The organism is Propioniciclava sp. MC1683, from assembly GCF_014164675.1.
Classification (GTDB): domain Bacteria; phylum Actinomycetota; class Actinomycetes; order Propionibacteriales; family Propionibacteriaceae; genus Propioniciclava.
Genome location: NZ_JACJFX010000023.1, coordinates 18,683 through 35,423, shown reverse-complemented (window position 1 = coordinate 35,423; position 16,741 = coordinate 18,683). Strand labels below are relative to the sequence as shown.

Below are 16,741 nucleotides of genomic sequence, written 5' to 3'. Positions count from 1 at the left end.
GGTCGAGGAAGCGCGCCGGGAGCGCCTGTCTGAGGCGGTGACCCGATAAGACAGGCCAAGCGGGTGATGTGCCTGACGTGCGGGACGCTCAGGGAGGTCTCGGCGGGGCTCAGGGTGTCGAGCCTCACAGGCAGGCCGTTGAAGTGCGCCGGGTGTGACGCAGTGACAGTGCATCGACACGCAGACAAGGTGCACACCGACTGGCGCGAGGAAGACAACACCAACGCTCAGGTGATGCACGGGTGCCGCGCCGTGATGGTCGAGGCCCTGGGCAGGGATGCGTTGTTCCTTCCCGAGCATGGGATCGTGCTGGTTGACCCCACGGCCGACACCGGCGGCGTGGCGCGATGGGTTGCCGACCACCTCAGGCGGGAGCAAGCGCAAGGCTAGAGAGACGACGCAACGCCCCGGGCAGAGTTAGTGTCCGGGGCGTTGCGCTGTCCAGTGTGGCAGGCGGCTAAGTGGTGTGTCGGTGTCGCGGCTAAGTGTTGTGGTGGGTAGTCTTTGGACACCACAACACTTAGGGTCGTCGTGTCACGAGGTCCAGGCATCTGGCAGCGCCAGATACTCGACAGGATCGAGGCCGGACAGGTGGTGATCCTCACGGCCCCCGAGCACACGCATGCCGAACAGAACGCAATCCGCAGGGCGGCCAACACGTTGGCGAGGGCGGGCAGGGTGCAGGTCGTCTCCCACGTGATCGAGGGCCGGGCGAGGTTGGTTGCCTGCCCACCTGACATGACGGTCCCGGCGCAACAGCTCATCACCGGGTTGGACGGGAAGACGTACCGTCGCCCGCTGGCACGCCTGTAGCCGGTCGGTTACCCCTGCTCCCCAGCGCGTTGGTGTTCGGCGTCGAGGGCGGCCTGCCAGCGGGGCCAGTCGATGGCGTGCGGATCGTGGCGTGAGGCGTAGCCGTGGGCGAATGCCCATCGTTGGGTGACGGTGTGGAAGAGGCGTCGGTCGGCGATGTGACCTGCGTCATCATCGGGGAGGTAGGCGGCGAACAGCTCGCGGGCGGCTTCGGGGTCCGACCACAGCGGGTGGGCGCGGGACAGCAGCGGTGCGGGGATGCCGGGGCCGTTGCCGGGATGCCGCTCGAGTCCGGGGCGGCCACGGGCGGCACGACGGACGCTCACGATTCGTCCTCCACGATCCGCCACCCGAGCTGGGCCAAGGCACGCGGGGTCAACCCCAAGGCCTCGGCCGCGTAGCGGGCTTCCTGTGCCTGCCACGCGGCCGCAGTACCGGCGAAGATGGCCGCTTCGAAGGTGACCAGGACAGCGACGGTGCCGCGGCAGGTGTCGTCCCACTGGGTTGCCTGAGGGGACTCCCACAGTTCCTGCCAGCGGTCGCGCTCTTCTCGGGTCCACGTGCGGCCGCGGGGTGGCTCCGGTACGGGCAGGGCGCACCCGGCCGCCGGGAGGTCCACCAAGGGCACGCGGGCACCCGAGGTGACGGGGCGTCGGTTGACGCGGGAACGGGGCTTGGCGGCGTTTCGGGGTGCTGCCATGACTCTCCTTAGGTTGGTGGGATGGGGTTGATTGGGTGCCGCACCTTCGAGGCCTCTCACCAGCGGTGTGCCTCTGAGGGGGGCCTCGGGGGGTTGCGCCCCATCGGCTCACGCGACTGGCAGTCGAGCGAGCAGCTCGTGGTGCGGCGCGACCTCGTGTGTGTTGTGTTCGCTGTGCCCCGCAGGTGTCCAACTTGGACACCTCGCTCCAGCACTGACAAGGTCGGGATTGGACCGCGTCAGGCTTGGCGAGCAGGCGGCGACGAACGGGCGTGATTGTGGGGCCGCGGGCGGGAGTAACCGTCCTCCCGTCCGCGGCCGTTCTGTGTAGGGCTTGGTGCTACTCAGCGCAGGTGCAGCGGAGTGACCGGACCGCGCAGTTCAGCGAGGCGACGGTTCATCTGCTCGTAGGTCGGCATCCAAACGTCGTCGCGCTTGGCGAGCTGCAGCATGCGCTGAACCGGCGGAAGGTCGCGTGCTGGGCCGTGGTCGCCGTAGGTGATTCCGCTCACCTCGTGGACGCCCGAGTCCAGTGCCCCCTTCCAATTGGTCTCCATGTGCGGCGTGGCGCCCGGGGCCTCCCGGTTGGTGGCGGCGTAGGTGTTGACTTGGAGCATGCGCAGGCGGTTGTAGCGCCGGGACAGGTCCACCAGGGTGGTGATGGCCTTGCGCTGGGCGTCGGTGGCGGTGGCGACCTGCATGGCGTCGTTGGTGTCGATGCTCCCCAGCGCGGCGGCTGCCTTGCGGGTCGCGGTCATCACCTCGGTGAGCTGGGCGCGCAGGCCGTCGAGGATCTCGTCTTCCATCTCTTGGAAGATGAAGGGGACCTGGTGCTTGGACCAACGCACGAACGCTTCACCCGCAGTGCTGGCGGCGGCTGCGAGTTGTTCGCGGTGGGCGGCGTCGAGGGCTTGGGCGGCGAACGTCTCGTAGTCGGGCAGGTCGGTCGTGCCGTCCACGACGTGGGCGTGCAGGTCGCGCACGAAGTTGTGCACCCCGCCGGCGTGGGCGGTGGTGGCGTGCTCGATGTTGAGCCGCTGGGCGGCGTCCTCGGCGGCCAGGGCGCGCAGCACCTTGCCGGGGAGTTCGGTGAGTTCCCCCGATGCCACCGCAAGGCGCAGGTTGGCGACCGCCCCGATGTTGCCGGGGTGGTGCTGGATGGGGCCGGGGTCGATGCTCTGGTCCCGGTACAGGTTGGTGTCGAGGATGTTCATGGTCGTGGTGCTCCTTCTCAGTTGGTGGTGTCGAGGTTGATGCCCAGGTCCAGCGCCATGCTGCGGGCGATGTTCGCCACCTGGGGGTTGCTCTGGGGATGCTCCGGGGTCGGGGGGTTCTCCAGCTTGACGCCGGTCGCGGCTTGCATGCGCCTGAGTGCGGTGCGCACCTTCTCGTCTTCGGTTTCGGTCATGGTCGGTTCTCCTTCTTGATGTGGCGTGGCGTCCTGCCGCGCCAGGTATGCGGGGATGGCAGCCCCCAAGGTGGTGGCGAGGTTCGTCGCCACCTCGGCCAGCAGGTCGGCGGACGCCCGCCGGGCGGCATCCGCCTCGGCTCGGGTGCGTTCGGTCGCGGCGCGTAGCTCGGCTTCGCGTTGCTCGCGTTCGCGGCGTTCGCGTTCGATGGTCCGGCGTTCAGGCTCGTGCGGTCCGTAGATGCTCATCGGGTACCTTCCTTCTCGTCGGTGGGGCTCAGGTGCCCCAGCTGTTGCAGTGCTTGGCCCAGTGCTCGGGCGTGGTGGCACCCGGGGCGGTTGTGGCGGCGTCCGCAGGTCTCGCAGTCCCACCGGTCGAGGGCGCGTTGGTAGCGGACCATCACCCGTTTGCCGTCCGGGGTGGTGACGAACGCGAGCAGGGACATGGGCCGGCCGCCGCGATTCTTGGTGTCCCACTCGGACGCGATCTCCACGCGGGTGCGCGTGCTGCTCATCGGTCGTCCTCTCGGGTGTCGTCGGCGGGTGCGTGGCGTCCGCAGTCGGGACACCACATCTCGGGTGCTCCCTTCCACGAGGCGCGCAGGATGGGCCCGCTACGGCGTCCGCAGCGGGCCGCGTGCGGGATGGTCGGGCGGCTCGTGTCGGTGGTCATCGGGCACCGCCGTGGATGAGGGTGAACGGGTGCGGCGTCCGCAGGGGCGGGCACGTCGAGGCGAGGTCGGCCACGCGGTCGAGCTCGCGTGCCAGCGCTTGGGCTTGGGCGACGTTGAGCAGGATCGAGGTGGGGTCGTCCAAGCTCACCGGGCCGGTGTGCTCGGGGTCGAGGTTGGTGAGCAGCACCTCACCGGCGTTGTAGCCAACCGTGAGGTGGTAGCCGTTCATCGTCTCGGCGTAGTCGGTGCGGGCGTTCTTCTCGGCTTCCAGGGCGTCGAGGATGGTGGGCAGGTCGGTCATGCGGTGGTCTCCTTCTCGGTGTTCTTGCGGGCCTTGCGCCGGCGTTCGGCGGATGCGAGGCGGGTTCGGCACGCTTGGCGGCAGTAGGTGTGCCCGGTGCGGCTCGGGGTGAACATCTCCCCGCAGCCGTGGCAGGCGATGGGGTCGAGGGCGGGCCTCGGCTTGGTGGTGGTCGTCGGCCTGGGCGGCAGCTTCTTGCCGGGCTTCACGCCCACGTCCCGGCCGCCCCAGACGCCGAACCGCTCGAACCGGCCAGCGGCTCGGCAGGGGTCGAGGATCGGGCAGGCTCGGCAGGCCTCGGCCGCTTCGGCGCGTTCCTCGTGGGCTTCGGAGGTCCATAAGGCGGTCCGTCCGGGCGTCCGGCAGGGAATGTGCTGGCGGCTGTCCAGGGCGGCGGTCAGGGCCTCGTGGAGGGCGTCCAGGGCTTCGGCGTGGGCCTCGTCGCGGGCGGTCATTGGTCGCCCCCGTCGCATGCCCAGCACCCGCGCATGGGGTGATCCCGATGCGGTCGTCCGTCCGGGCGGATCAACGAGCAGGTGCTGGTCACGACCGGTTCCTCCGGGGTGCCCACCGAACCGGGGGAACCGGGTGAAGCGGGTGAACCGGGTGCGACCGGCGTCTCCTCCCGCCCGGTTCGCCCGGTCTGCCCGGTTCCCCCGGTTTGCAGGGGGACCTTGATCCCCATCCGAGTCCAGACCGGTACGAGGGCGGCGGCGAAGTAGCCGCGAGCTCGAACCGGCTCCTCCACTCGGCCGGTGTTGACCTTGAAGTGCTGCGCCATCATCCGGCCGCAGCGCTGCACCGTGAGCGCCTTCCCATACGGCGACCCGTCACCCCAGACGGCCGGATGCGCGAGGATCAACTCCCCCACCAACTCGCTGGTCGCGGCGAACGTCTCACCGGGGGGCCACACCTCGGCCAGGTGCTGCAGCAGCAGCACGTGGGGCCTCGTGGTGACCATGCCGTCCTCGCGGTCCATCTCGACCCGTTCACGGTCCTCCAGGGCCAGCTGGTCGACCACGGACGGCCACCGGCCGCCGGCGATGGCAGCGACCCGGGCCAGCGGCTGCCACTTCTCGCGGAACCGTCCGACGATGCCCTCCGGCATCACTGGGCGGACCGCCGCCACCTCGGCGCGGTGCTGGTCGGCCCACGCGGCGACCACGCCACCGAGACGTCGGGCGGTGTCATCGATCAGTTCCCAGTCGCTCTCCTCCACGACGCCATCGAGGTCGGGCAGCAGCAGCACCCGGATCGTCCGTGATCGGGTGTCCTCGGGCAGGTTCGGCGAGTTGCCCGCCATCGCCACCGGCGAGAAGCACGGCATCTCCTTGGGAACCCAGCCGCCGCCCTTCTCCGGGACGAGGACGGGCCTCGTCGCGCCGCGCTTGTAGCCCGCGTTCAGCAGGGCGAGCACGTCGGGCGTGGTCGGGTTGTCGGCGCGGAGTGTGCGGTCGGCCTCATCGATCAGCAGGGTTCGGACGCCGTCCTCGAGGATGCGCGTTAGCAGCGCAGGCGAGGAGATGGCAGCCATCTGCACCGGGTTCACACACAGTCGCTGCAGGTGCTCCAGGGCGGTGGTCTTGCCCGACCCGGGGACGGGGCTGTCGAGCAGCAACCTCGGGGTCGTGTAGGTCTCCTCGGCGAGATGCGTGTGGACGGCCCACAGCGCGAGGAGGTCGAGGTCGGCGTCCGTGACCGTGAGCAGGTACTTCCCGAGCCACTTCCGGACGCCGTCCAGGACGCGGCTGCCGTCCGGGATCGGGCGCCCCTCCACCGTCGTGGGCGGCGCGGCCGTCGGCGTCGGCTCGGGGTCGATCTCGGTCTCCTCCGGGGCGTCCGGGCGGACCAGGCGACGCAGGTCGTCGGCGGTGTGCCCGGCCACGAGGTAGTCGTCCAAGCCGGTCTTGCCGTCGGCGTTGTTCGGCAGGTGGCAGAACGTGACCCGCGCGCCCTTCGTGCCCAGGTACTTGGCCAGCTCGAGCAGGGCGGCGCGAACGCTGCGCTTCACCACCACGTCGGAGTCGAACGCGAGCACCACCTCGCGGTCGTTCAGCGCGATGTCGTGCCAATCGGGAATGGCGGTCTTGCCGCCGTGGGCGTTGCGGCCGCGCCACGACCACACTCCGGGCAGGGCGACGCAGCACAGGCCGGCCAAGGCTGCGCAGTCGGCCTTCTTGACCCCCTCGGTGACCCACAGCGGGATCGAGGGATCGGCGAGCATCGGCCCGACGCCGGGCGGCACGTCGATGCCGTTGCGCTGCCCGGTCGGGGTCTCGTACTTCACCGGCTTCCCGGCCTCGTTCACGCGCGGCTGGTCGGGACGGTACTGGTAGCCCCACACCGACCCATCGGCGGCCCGCTGCGGCACGAGCAGGCCGGGCACGTTCCGGCCCGCCTTGGTGATCTGCAGGTTCTCCAAGCGCCGCTTGGTGTCAACCGACACGTAGCCCCGAGCAGCAGCGTGCTCGGGGGTCACCCCCGACGCCGCCAACATCTCCGCGTGCTGGGGGAACAAACCCATCGTGTAGCCGGTCATCGGACACCCCCTGCCAGCGACAGCAGCACGTCCCGCTCGGACGCCTCGTACATGCGCGTGATCTGCAACTGGCGGTGGTCAACGTGCCGTTCGATCGCGGCGTTCACGAGATCGCGCAACATCGGGGCGGGGATCGCGTCCACCTCCACCGACTCGCCGGTGAAGGTCTTGCTGCGGCTGTCGGTCTTCTTGGTGGGCCTCGTCGGCAACGACAAGGTCTTGATCTGCTCCGGCGTCACCGCGATCCGCTCGAACCTCAGGTGCGCGTCGGGGGCGAACCGGCGCACGCCCTCCTCGAACTTCTCCCACGCCAGGACGCCGGTGGGGTCGTGGTCGCCCACCTGGTAGAAGTTCGTCACGATGTCGATGTCCTTCACCGATTGGGCCACCGAGTAGATGAAGCTCTCCGACGCGCACCCCCGCATGACGCCCAACGGCACCTGCCAGCGGTCGAAGGTGATCGGGTTCAACACGCTCACCAACGCGTCCTTCTCGGTGAAGATCTGCACCCGCTCGGGCTGGTCCCACCACAACGCCTTGCGGTAGAAGGTCGCCGTCTCACGCAGCGCCGCTTCGTGGTCGCGGTGACTGGTCGGCTCGATCACGTAACGGGTGTTGTCCGCGATCCACGTGTACGGCATCCGCTCCGACCTGCGCAGCTCGAGCAAGCGCCGCTGCACCACCGAGTAGCCGGCGTCCGTCTTGGACACCAACTCCGTCTTCGTCGTCGCGCTGTAGAACACACGCCGGACCGTGACCGGGTTCTCCTCCGCGACGATCTCGAGCAGCAGCTCGTCCAGCTCGGCCAACTCCGCGTTCGTCCGACGACGACGGTTTACGGGGCGTGCCCCATAAGACGCATTCACCGGGCACCCCCGACCACGCGGGCCACCGGGCGCAGCTCCACGAGCACCACGCGGGCGTTCAGGCCACGCTCAGCCGCACGGCGAGCAGCGTTCTCGGCCGCGCCGATGCTCATGAACACGCGCCGCCGGTACTTCACCGGCAACGGCTCGGGCAGGGCAGCCGGACGCACGGACGCGGCCAGCTCCACCACCACGGCGAACGCGCCGCCGGCACGCTCGGCAATCCGGTCGAGGTCCTCTAGACTGTAGGTAGCCGTCGAAGCTACTTCCTGACCCGTCCGGTTCCCACCCGGGCGGGTTTGCTTTGTCGTGGCGGTCATCGGCGCACCCCCGACAACTTGCGGGTGACGTGCTCGGCCTCGGCGTCCACCGGCACCGACCGCACCAGGTCACCGCGGCGCAGCAGCGTGAGCACGGCCCCCTCGTCACCGACGCGGGCCAAGTGGTGGTCGACGAACCGGCGCGCGTTGCGGATGCGCCACCCCATCGAGACAGCGAGGTTCACGAGGTCGTCGCGGGACAGAGCTGTCCCGGTGCTTCCTCGGTTGTCCTCGGGCCGGGTGCCGGTCTGGGTGGCCGCCCACTGGGCGGCGTTGGCGGTCATCGTGCACCGCCGGCGTTGCCCACTGTGGGGATGGGGCGGAAAGCGGCGTCAACCTCGGCGAGGTCCACGCGGATGATGCGGTTGTTGAGGCGGTAGCCGGTGACGCGCCCGCTCGAGATCATGCGGCGGATCGTGTCGACGGATACACCCCAGCGCTCGGCGGCGGCGTCTTGGGAGACGAAACGAGCCGTCTCAGGGTGTGTGTGCTTGCGGGTGGCGGTGCTCGCCATGTCTTCCCTCCGGGGCATGCTTTCGCACGCACTCCGTTGGAAGTGCCCATCCGCAGCGTTGTCGACGCCGGGGCGGGGTGCAGAGCCCCGCAGGTGATGGGACTCAAGTTAGCAGTCCTGGGTGCACAAGCGCGTAACTGGGCCTAGTTCCGCGTGTCGTAGGCCCGGCCGATCGCTGCGAGTTCTCGCAACGTCACCGTGTCCCTGCCTGCCTTCGCAACAAGGTCGAGTAGCGGCCACAGCTTTTCGCCGCGCCGTGGGTAGTTCGCAGGGCAGCGAGAACAGCGGTTCGGGAAGACGGCGTACCCTTGGCCAGCGCCGGGGAGCGATGACAAGTCGGCCAGCCGGCCAAGGTGCTCGCCTTCGTAGATCACTTCGGCGGTACTCGCACGCCGGGCGGCCTTCGGGTCTGTGTAGTGCTGGATCTGCTCCAGCGGCGAGGCGTCGTCGGGGGGGTCGCCCGTGCGCTCGGCGGCAAGGCGTCGCTTGGTAGCTGCGTCCGCGGGTCGGTGCTCAGTCCAGCCCTCGTGCAAACTGACGAAGGTCGTCACGTGCTGGCGTTTCCGGTGTCGAGGGCTATCGCACACGATCTCGACTCGCTGCGCTTTCCCGCAGCGGCCGCAGTTGCAGGGCCGTTCTGTCACTTCTTCTTCCCCTCCCCGAGCTTGGCGAGCTTCTGGGCCACATCGGCGTCGGCACCCTCCATCGAGTGCGCGTAGTGCAGCGACATGGCCGGGGTGGCGTGGCCGTGGCGCTTCATGTTGTCGGCGATGGTGCCCCCGGCCGCGTGAGTCAGGCTGACTCCCGTGTAGCGCAGCACGTGCGGTGTCGCCTTGGGGCGGTCGGCGGCCGTGGCGGCCTTGGTGAACAGCCGCGCGAAACTGTTCGCGTGCAGGTGCCCCCCGTTGGGCGCCGGGAACAGTAACCCGTCACGCCCGAACGCCGCGTGCAGCTTCAGGTGCTCCTTCAGGTCGGGCACGAGGTGGGCGGGGAGGTGAACCCACCGCACGCCGGCGGCCGTCTTCGGCGGCCCGACTTCGTAGCCACCCTTCACCTTGATGACGCCACGCGAGACGTGCAACGCGGGGGCGGTCACCTTCTTGCGCAGCTCGGCAGGCACCTTGACCTGGTCTAGGTAGAGGTCCGACCGGCGCAGCTCGGACAACTCGCCGTAGCGCAGGCCGCACCATCCGCCGAGCAGCACCGCCATGCGCAGGCGCGGCGGCATAGCGTCGGCCGTCGTCTGCAACTGCTCCACCGTGAAGGGCTCAACGTCGGTTGCCCGCTTGGTGCGCACCTTCGTGCGTGAGGGCAGCACGGCCGGGTTCACGTCGAGCAGCTCGAGGTCGACGGCACCGTTCATGATGTTGTGCAGCAACTGGAACGCCTTGGAACGGGCGCGCGGCTTGCTGGCGTCCATCGAGGCCCACCACGCGCGCACGTCGGCCCGGGTGATGCTCGCCAGGGGGAGGTCTCCGAGCTTGGGCCGCTCCCCACGGATGTGGTTCTTCATCAGCGACTCGTAGTCGCGGCTCGTGGCCGGGCGCAGGTCGAGGGTGGGCAGCCACAGCCGGGAAACGAAGTCGTCCAGCGTGAGGGAGTCGCGTTCATTCTGGGCCTGTCGGGCCGCTTCCCGGGCGGCCGGTGAGGTCCAGTCGCCGGACTCGAGCAGCTTGCGTTCCTCGTTCAGCCAGGATTCGGCGTCACCCTCGGCGGTGAAGGTGACCGGGGCAACGTGCCGCTCCTGGTCGGCCCCGATGTAGGACGCCTGCCACCGCTTGCTGGGCAACCTGCGCAGCTTGCCGAACCCTCGTCGCTTCGCCATCTCGGCAGGTTCCTTCCCCCGGTTCGTGCACCATACGTGCACCATCGTACCCCACGATTGCCCATTTCTGCCCAGTTGTGTGCTAGGGTGAGGGAACCGAAAAGGCGCTGAAACGCCTAGTGAAACTGCGGTCACTACGGGTTTCCCCGTGGGGGTGCGGGAGAGTGGGGAAGAATTCGAGTCCCTTCCCCGGCACGCGCACCCGCTGACTCACCCGAGCAGGTCCAGCACCGCCTTCTCCAGACCCGTCTGCCGCGCCTGCGCGCTGCTGTAGCGCTTGGCCGCCGCGGCCCCGATCGTGGTCCCCGACTCGTAGGCGTCGACCACGCGCGGGTCGATGTAGGACGAGCGCGCCACCGTCGGGGTGTTGCCCAGGTAGCCGGCGACCTCGAGGGTGGCCTGCTTCACCGCGCGCGTCCGGGACGCCTTGGTGTCGCCCTCCTCCTCGCTCAGCGCGAGCACCTCGGCGGCGATGACAGTGGCGTGCCAGGTGCGGAAGTCCTTGGCGGTGAGCGTGCCGCCGAACAGCTCGCCCAGGTAGGCGTTCACGTCGGACGCCCCGAGGTCGGACCAGCCGCGCCCCACCTTGTACGCCAACAGCCGCGCGCTGTCGGAGGTGCGCTTGCGCATCACCTCGAGCGCGGCCACGGCCGGGGCGTCGTCGACCGTGATGGAGTGCGAGATGCCGGACTTGCCGATGAACGAGAACACCAGCGCCTGCCCGCGGCGGCGGACGTGCTGGCGCTCGAGGGTGGTCAGGCCGAAGGAGCCGTTGGCGTCGGTGTAGGCGTCGTTGCCGATGCGGAAGTAGCCGACGTCGAGGAGGCGCACCGCTGTCGCGCAGGCGCGCTCGAGCGGCATGCCGTCGAGGGTGAGGTCGGCCGCGATGCGCCGCCGGGCCTGGGGGAGCATCGCCGCGGCCTCGGTGACGCGGGCGAACTTGCCCTTGTCGCGGCGGACCCGCCAGTCGGGGTGGTAGAGATACTGCCGCCGTCCGGCGTCGTCGGTGCCGGTGGCCTGGAGGTGACCGTTGGGGACGGGACAGATCCACACGTCGGTCCACGCCGGCGGGATCGCCAGCGACTTCACGCGCTCGACGTCTTCGGCTGCCAGCGCGCGGCCCGCCTCGTCGGTGTAGCTGAAGCCCTTCCCGCGGCGTTGCCGTGTCCAGCCGGCCATCCGGGGGCTCACACGTCGAAGGCGCACCATGGCGAAATGCTAGTGCCGGCGCCTCCCACAAGGGGAGACGCCGGCACATCTCGGTGTCGCGAGGGTCAGGCTTCGTGCGTCTCCTCGACCGAGCCCTCGATCTGGGTGGGGCGGTTGGGGTGCTGCACTGCGATCTTGCGGGGCTTGGCGGTCTCGGCGACCGGGATGGTCAGCGTGAGGACGCCGTCGGAGTAGTCGGCACTGATCCGGTCCGTGGCCAGGCCGCGGCCCAGGGTCAGCTGGCGGGCGAAGGTGCCGGCGGCGCGCTCGCGGACGAGCCACTGGGCGTCGCCGTCGACCGGGGTCTTGCGCTCGGCGCGGATGGTGACGGTCGCGCCGTCCATGTCGATGTCGATGCTGTCGGGGTCGACGCCCGGCAGGTCGATGTGGGCGACGAAGTCGTCGCCGGTGCGGTAGAGGTCCATCGGCATCGCGACGGACGCCGGCGTCCGGGTCACGTCACCGAGCAGACGGTCCATCTCACGGAAGGGGTCGAAGGCAGCCATGTGCGTTTCCTTTCTCAGCGGAGGCGGTTCACCAAGTTGAGCGCACCAGGCTCACCTTCTATTCCCGGGCAGGGCGGGCCATCGTGAGTGGAGTGGTGGTGACTTCCCAATTACCGTGTGGCTAGGAGAGGCGCGGGCACGTCCGCCGCCCTCCTTTCCGAACCGGACCTGTGGGGGCATCGCCATGGACAGCATTCTCATCCTGCTCGGGCTGGGCGCCCTCATCGTCGCCTTGTGGGGTCTGGTGCGTGGACGCGTGGCTTGGGCGCACATCGGGGACCGGAAACGGTCAGCGCAGGTGGCGGCGGGAGGCCTGGTCGCGATGGTCGTGGGGTCGGCAATGGCCCCGCAGTCGTCAGTCGCGGTTCCCGCCAGCCAGCCGCTCCCCGAACCCACGGTCACCGTGACGGTCACGGCGGCGCCCGTGACGGTGACGGTCACTCCTGCTCCCGTCACCGTCCTTGTGACCCCGACCCCGACCCCGACCCCTGAACCGGAGCCGCAGCCCGAGCCCGCACCCACCCAGATCACCGGTTTCGTCGGCAACGGCGGCGCCGCCACCCAACCGCCGGCGACCAAGGCTCCCGCCCCCAAGGCGACCAAGGCCCCGGCACCCAAGGCGGTCTACTACAAGAACTGCACGGCCGCACGGGCGGCCGGAGCAGCCCCCATTCGTCGGGGCGAGCCCGGCTACGCGTCGCACCTGGACCGGGACAACGATGGGATCGCCTGCGAGTAGGTCGACGACCTCTCAGCGAGCGTCGGGACCCGCCGACTGCACCAGCGTCGTGCCGCCCGACTGGCACAGGTAGCCCCGCCCGAGGGTCAGGGGCACCATCGACTTGCGCGGCAGGGTGACCCCCAACAGTTCGCCGTCGTAGTCGACGTTGGGCTGCAGCAGCAGGCCAGCGCGGGCCTTGCGGAGGGTCTTGGTCCAGTGGGAGTACAGGCTGCGCAGGTCGTCGGAACGGCCGGCCGCGACGATGTGCAGGTTCGGCAGGCCGGCCCCGAGCAGGCCCGACAGCGAGGCGTCCGTGTCGTCGAACTGTTCCGCGTCGTCGACCAGCAGCACGACCGGGCCGCGGGCCAGGCGCACCGACGCGACGAGCGCGGCCACCTGGTCGGTGCCGACGGCGACCTTGTCCAGGGCCGCCTGGGCCAGCGGTGAGCGGCGCTGGCACAGCCCGTAGACGAGCGGGGCCTTCCCGTCGGGCGTCCGGAAGGCCCGCACCGACGCGGCCAGGCCGAGCAGCGCGGTCGACTTGCCGGAGCGCGCCGGGCCGGCCACCAGGGCGTGCTCGCCCTCGTACAGCTCGAGGAAGGCCGTGCCCAGGTCGGTGCCGCGCAGCCCCACGGGGAGGCGCCACGGCTCGCCCACGGCCTCGCCGGGTTCCAGCTCATCCACGGTGACCCGGTCGGGCAGCGCCCGCACCACGGAGGTCTTCCGGGCCGCGTCGGGCCAGGCCCGGCGGACCAGGCCCACGGCGTCCTCGAGGGAGCACCCGGGGGTGGCGACGTGGGTCTGCAGCTTCGACTCGGCCCCCACCGTGCGGCCGGGAACCTGCGCGGGGGCGTCCTTGGGGCGCAGGCCGGCGGCGCTGTAGTCGTACGGGTCGGCGAGGCGGAACAGCCACTTCTGGGTGGTGACCTCGTCCATCGCCGAGGGGATGGCCTTCACGCGCGTGGTCGTGGCCGCGACCCAGAGGTTGAGCTCGGGGCCCTCGGCGTAGGTGCGGTAGAAGGAGTCGAGCACCATCTGGCCGTCGTAGTCCTGGTACTCGTCGCGCAGGGACGCCAGCCCGTCCAGCAGCAACACCAGCCGGCGGTGCGGGCCCGGGGTGGCCCGGCGTCGCTCCAGCTCCGCGCGCAGGTGGCTGAACAGGCGCACCTGCCGTTCGCGGGCCCCCGGCCCGGGCCCAACGTAGGACACGGTGTGGGGGAGGTTCTCCAGGGGTGCGAGGTCGCGCGAGCCCATGTCGAGGACGAAGAGGTCGAGGTCGGCGGGCGCCCACGTGCGGGCCATGGTCAGGGCGATCGTCGACAGGGCGGTCGAGGTACCGCTGCCGGGGATGCCGGCCAGCAGCACGTTGCCGCGGGCCAGGTCCCAGCCCGCGTTCACCTGCCGCTGCCGGTCGGGCTCGTCGGACAGGCCGAAGAAGACCTGCTGCCCGCGCAGCCCGCCGGCCACGGGAACCGGCACCTCGCCGCGGGTGGCGGGGAAGCCCGCGAGGTCGACGCGCTCGGCCAGCGCCTCGGGCCAGACGCGGCGCGGCGGGGCGAAGCCGGCGGCCTCGTTGGCCGCCACGACCGCGTCGATGAGCAGGTCCAGGTCGGTCTCGTCGGTGGTGCTCGGCGGGGGCGGCGGCGGTGCCGGCGGGCGGCCGAACACGACCGGGCGCAGCACCAGCGACGCCTCCTGCCCGGCCCGGGCACGGCCCGTGACGAGCGCGGTCTGGACCGGGGTGATGTCGTCCTGCCCCAGCTTCACGTACGCGCGGCCGCGCTGCTCGCGGCTGATCGCCGACGCGTGCGGGACGCCGATGACGTTGGTCGAGTCCTCCCGCGACTGCACGCGCAGGGCGACGCGGAGGTTCGTGTTGGCCAGGATGTCCTCGTTCACCACGCCGGCCGGGCGCTGCGTGGCCAGGATCATGTGGACGCCCAGGGTGCGGCCCACCGCACCCACGGCCACGAGCGACTTCAGCACCTCGGGGTAGTCCTTGGCGAGCATCGCGAACTCGTCGATCACCAGCAGCAGGCGGGGCATCGGCTCGGCCGGGTTGGTGGCCAGGTAGGCGTCGAGGTTGTCGACGCCCTCGCCCGCCGCCGCGAACAGCTGCTGGCGGCGGTGCATCTCGGCCTCGAGCGCCCGGATCGCCCGGTCGGCCAGCTGCTCGTCGAGGTTGCTGATCGTGCCGATGGTGTGGGGCAGGCGCTCACAGGTCTTGAAGGCGGCACCGCCCTTGAAGTCGACGAGGATGAACGTCAGCTTCTCGGGGGAGTTGCGGGCGGCCAGCCCGGCGACCAGGGAGCGCAGGAACTCGGACTTGCCCGAGCCGGTGGTGCCACCGACGAGCCCGTGGGGGCCGTCGCGGACGATGTCGAGGCTGAAGGAGCCCCCCTCGCCGATACCGATCGGGGTGGAGACCCCGCGGGCCGACGACCACAGCCGGCCGATGCGCTCGGGGGTCATCTCCTCCAGGCCCAGCAGCGGGGGAAGGGTGACCAGCGACGGCAGGCCCGCGCCGGGCACGACCAGCTCGGGGTCGTCGTACCGGGCCAGGTTCTGTGCACCGCGCTGCGCCGTGGCGGTGTCGATGCCGGCCAGGACGACGTCCTCGACCAGCTCGCGGTCCAAGGGCCGGGCGACCGAGCCCGCGGCGTCCGCCCCCACGGTGATGACGGTCGTGCAGGCCGCGGGCAACTGCTCGACCGAGGACGCCACGACGATGCCGGACACCTGCGTGGGCGCCTTCGGCGCGGACAGCCCCGCGGTCGGCAGCGGGCGGCCGTGGCCGAGCAGGGTGCGGGCGGGGGCCTCGCGGCCCTCGGTGAGGATGTCGGTGTCGAGGACGAGCAGCACCTGGGGTGTCGGGTGGCCGTCGATGCTGTCACGCAGCCCGCGCAGGAGCCCCTCGCTGCGCTCGCGCTGGGCCGAGACCCAGCGGTCGCCGCCGGCGTCCGACAGCATCCGGGTGTGGGGGAGCCATGTGGCCCACGACCACGCCTCCTCTCGCCCGGGGTCGCAGCAGGCGACGACGGTGAGGTCGGCCGGGCCGCAGTGCGTGGCGGCCTGGACGACGAGGCTGCGCGCGACGGCGAGGCAGCCCTCGCGGTCGCCCACGATGCCGACGACGCCGGCGTCGGTCAGGTCCACCTCGACGGGGGCGGCGGGGACTGTGAAGTCCTCCACCACGGCCTTCACGTCGGCGGAGGCACGCTGAAGGGAGGAGGCGTCGACCGGCGGCGTCCACGGGATGTCGCCGGTGCCGGCGTGCAGGGCCAGGAAGCCGTCGGCGGTCGGACGCCGCTCCCAGAGCCGGGTCGTGGGCAGCGCCGCCCGGCGCAGCACGGTCGTCGGATCGGGCACCTCGTCGCGCCGGCGCGCGCGCTCGACGTCGCCGGCCCGGCCCAGCGCCGCCCGGAACTCCTCGATCGCCCCGGCGAAGCGCTCCTCCTCCTCGGCGGTCTCGCGCTTGCGGCGCTGCTTCTGCTCGAACCACGTGCCGACACCCAGAATCGGGCTGAGCGCGGCGATCGCGCCGTAGCGCAGGTCGCCCATCATCGCCACCATCGCCGCGGCGAGCACCAGGGGCGCGAGCACGGTGATGAAGCTGAACCGGGTGGCGGCCGGGATCTCCTTCTTCGTCGGCGGCTCCGTCTGCGGCGGCGCGGGGAGGCGGCCCCGCCGCGGCGGGCGGTTGAACGGTGCGGTGCCGGCCTGGGTGACGTTGTGCAGGGTGCCCGCCCGAGGGGCCACCTGCTCGCCGAGGTCGCGGGTCACGTGGATCGCGTTGCCGCCGGCCACGACCAGCGCGTCACCCTCCACGAGGACGCCGTCGGCCTCGACCGGCGCCCCGTTGACCAGGGTGCCGTTGGTCGAGCCGGTGTCGCGCACCCGGATGCCCTCGCCCTCCCGCTCGAGGCTGAAGTGGGACCACGACGCGCTGGGGGAGTCGAGCATGATGTCGGCGTTGGGGGAGCGGCCGACCAACAGCGGCCGGCTCGTGGGCACCCGGGCCACGGTGCCCGCGTGCAGCCCGCCCGACAGCACGGCCGTCCAGTCCCGCGCGGGGTTCTCGTCGGCGATGCGGTGCTGGCCGATCGTGGAGCCCTCGAGCAGGCCGACCTTCTCGAGGGTGTCGCCGGCCACGTGCCGGGCCTGATCGACCCACAGCGCCTTCTCGGGGCGGAGGTCGACGCCCGTGGCCTCGCGGACCAGGTCGGCCAGCGTCGCCGACGGCGAGGTGCGCAGCACCTCGACCTCGTGGCGCACGCCGGCCAGGTCGGTCACGAGTCGCACGGGTTCTCCTCGGGGTAGGCGGCGAGCCCTGGGGTGGGTCCGC

At 71.0% G+C, this 16,741-nt stretch carries 19 protein-coding genes; 2 read left to right on the top strand and 17 right to left on the bottom strand.

Annotated elements, in window-relative coordinates; genetic code table 11:
• The first annotated feature begins 189 nt into the window (after positions 1–189).
• Positions 190–390 (top strand): hypothetical protein, encoded by a 201-nt coding sequence (locus tag H5397_RS12755; protein WP_182817882.1) that lies wholly within the window; start codon positions 190–192, stop codon positions 388–390.
• A 431-nt stretch (positions 391–821) separates the two neighbouring features.
• Here the strand turns inward: H5397_RS12755 and H5397_RS12750 are convergent, their stop codons facing one another.
• From H5397_RS12750 to H5397_RS12675, 16 genes are all read right to left on the bottom strand, one after another.
• Entirely contained in the window at positions 822–1,139 is a 318-nt protein-coding gene (locus H5397_RS12750) for a hypothetical protein (RefSeq protein WP_182817881.1), read from the bottom strand.
• Positions 1,136–1,513 carry a hypothetical protein gene (locus H5397_RS12745; protein WP_220492256.1) on the bottom strand — a complete coding sequence of 126 codons (378 nt, stop codon included), beginning with the start codon at positions 1,511–1,513 and terminating at the stop codon, positions 1,136–1,138. The genes H5397_RS12750 and H5397_RS12745 overlap by 4 nt, the downstream gene beginning before the upstream one ends.
• A 344-nt stretch (positions 1,514–1,857) precedes the next feature.
• The gene (locus tag H5397_RS12740) at positions 1,858–2,727 is read right to left on the bottom strand and encodes a hypothetical protein (RefSeq protein ID WP_182817880.1); all 870 of its coding nucleotides are present in this window, start codon (positions 2,725–2,727) and stop codon (positions 1,858–1,860) included.
• A gap of 17 nt (positions 2,728–2,744) precedes the next feature.
• The gene (locus H5397_RS12735) at positions 2,745–3,170 is read right to left on the bottom strand and encodes a hypothetical protein (protein ID WP_182817879.1); all 426 of its coding nucleotides are present in this window, start codon (positions 3,168–3,170) and stop codon (positions 2,745–2,747) included.
• Positions 3,167–3,436 carry a hypothetical protein gene (locus H5397_RS12730; RefSeq protein WP_182817878.1) on the bottom strand — a complete coding sequence of 90 codons (270 nt, stop codon included), beginning with the start codon at positions 3,434–3,436 and terminating at the stop codon, positions 3,167–3,169. Before H5397_RS12730 ends, H5397_RS12735 begins: the two co-directional genes overlap by 4 nt.
• Before the next feature lie 154 nt (positions 3,437–3,590).
• Positions 3,591–3,896, bottom strand: coding sequence for a hypothetical protein (locus H5397_RS12725; RefSeq protein WP_182817877.1), 306 nt, complete (start codon positions 3,894–3,896; stop codon positions 3,591–3,593).
• Positions 3,893–4,351 (bottom strand): WhiB family transcriptional regulator, encoded by a 459-nt coding sequence (locus H5397_RS12720; RefSeq protein ID WP_182817876.1) that lies wholly within the window; start codon positions 4,349–4,351, stop codon positions 3,893–3,895. Before H5397_RS12720 ends, H5397_RS12725 begins: the two co-directional genes overlap by 4 nt.
• Positions 4,348–6,435, bottom strand: a complete 2,088-nt coding sequence (locus H5397_RS12715; protein ID WP_182817875.1) for a DUF3854 domain-containing protein — start codon at positions 6,433–6,435, stop codon at positions 4,348–4,350. Before H5397_RS12715 ends, H5397_RS12720 begins: the two co-directional genes overlap by 4 nt.
• Entirely contained in the window at positions 6,432–7,244 is an 813-nt protein-coding gene (locus H5397_RS12710; protein ID WP_182817874.1) for a hypothetical protein, read from the bottom strand. The genes H5397_RS12715 and H5397_RS12710 overlap by 4 nt, the downstream gene beginning before the upstream one ends.
• 53 nt (positions 7,245–7,297) lie before the next feature.
• Positions 7,298–7,621 carry a hypothetical protein gene (locus H5397_RS12705; RefSeq protein ID WP_182817873.1) on the bottom strand — a complete coding sequence of 108 codons (324 nt, stop codon included), beginning with the start codon at positions 7,619–7,621 and terminating at the stop codon, positions 7,298–7,300.
• Positions 7,618–7,905 (bottom strand): hypothetical protein, encoded by a 288-nt coding sequence (locus H5397_RS12700; protein WP_182817872.1) that lies wholly within the window; start codon positions 7,903–7,905, stop codon positions 7,618–7,620. Before H5397_RS12700 ends, H5397_RS12705 begins: the two co-directional genes overlap by 4 nt.
• Positions 7,902–8,135, bottom strand: coding sequence for an AlpA family transcriptional regulator (locus H5397_RS12695; RefSeq protein ID WP_182817870.1), 234 nt, complete (start codon positions 8,133–8,135; stop codon positions 7,902–7,904). The genes H5397_RS12700 and H5397_RS12695 overlap by 4 nt, the downstream gene beginning before the upstream one ends.
• A 143-nt stretch (positions 8,136–8,278) precedes the next feature.
• Complete coding sequence (locus tag H5397_RS12690) at positions 8,279–8,686, bottom strand: hypothetical protein (RefSeq protein ID WP_182817869.1); 408 nt, start codon at positions 8,684–8,686, stop codon at positions 8,279–8,281.
• Positions 8,687–8,775: 89 nt separating this feature from the next.
• Positions 8,776–9,960: a tyrosine-type recombinase/integrase gene (locus H5397_RS12685; protein WP_182817868.1), complete on the bottom strand. Its 1,185-nt coding sequence runs from the start codon at positions 9,958–9,960 to the stop codon at positions 8,776–8,778.
• Between the two features lie 210 nt (positions 9,961–10,170).
• Positions 10,171–11,169, bottom strand: coding sequence for a DNA topoisomerase IB (locus H5397_RS12680; RefSeq protein WP_182817867.1), 999 nt, complete (start codon positions 11,167–11,169; stop codon positions 10,171–10,173).
• A 65-nt stretch (positions 11,170–11,234) separates the two neighbouring features.
• Positions 11,235–11,675 (bottom strand): Hsp20/alpha crystallin family protein, encoded by a 441-nt coding sequence (locus H5397_RS12675; protein WP_182817866.1) that lies wholly within the window; start codon positions 11,673–11,675, stop codon positions 11,235–11,237.
• Between the two features lie 184 nt (positions 11,676–11,859).
• On the opposite strand from H5397_RS12675, the gene H5397_RS12670 reads away from it, so the two are divergent.
• Entirely contained in the window at positions 11,860–12,414 is a 555-nt protein-coding gene (locus tag H5397_RS12670) for an excalibur calcium-binding domain-containing protein (RefSeq protein WP_220492255.1), read from the top strand.
• A 12-nt stretch (positions 12,415–12,426) separates the two neighbouring features.
• On the opposite strand, the gene H5397_RS12665 is transcribed toward H5397_RS12670, so the two are convergent.
• Positions 12,427–16,698 (bottom strand): FtsK/SpoIIIE domain-containing protein, encoded by a 4,272-nt coding sequence (locus H5397_RS12665; protein WP_182817865.1) that lies wholly within the window; start codon positions 16,696–16,698, stop codon positions 12,427–12,429.
• Between the last annotated feature and the right edge of the window lie 43 nt (positions 16,699–16,741).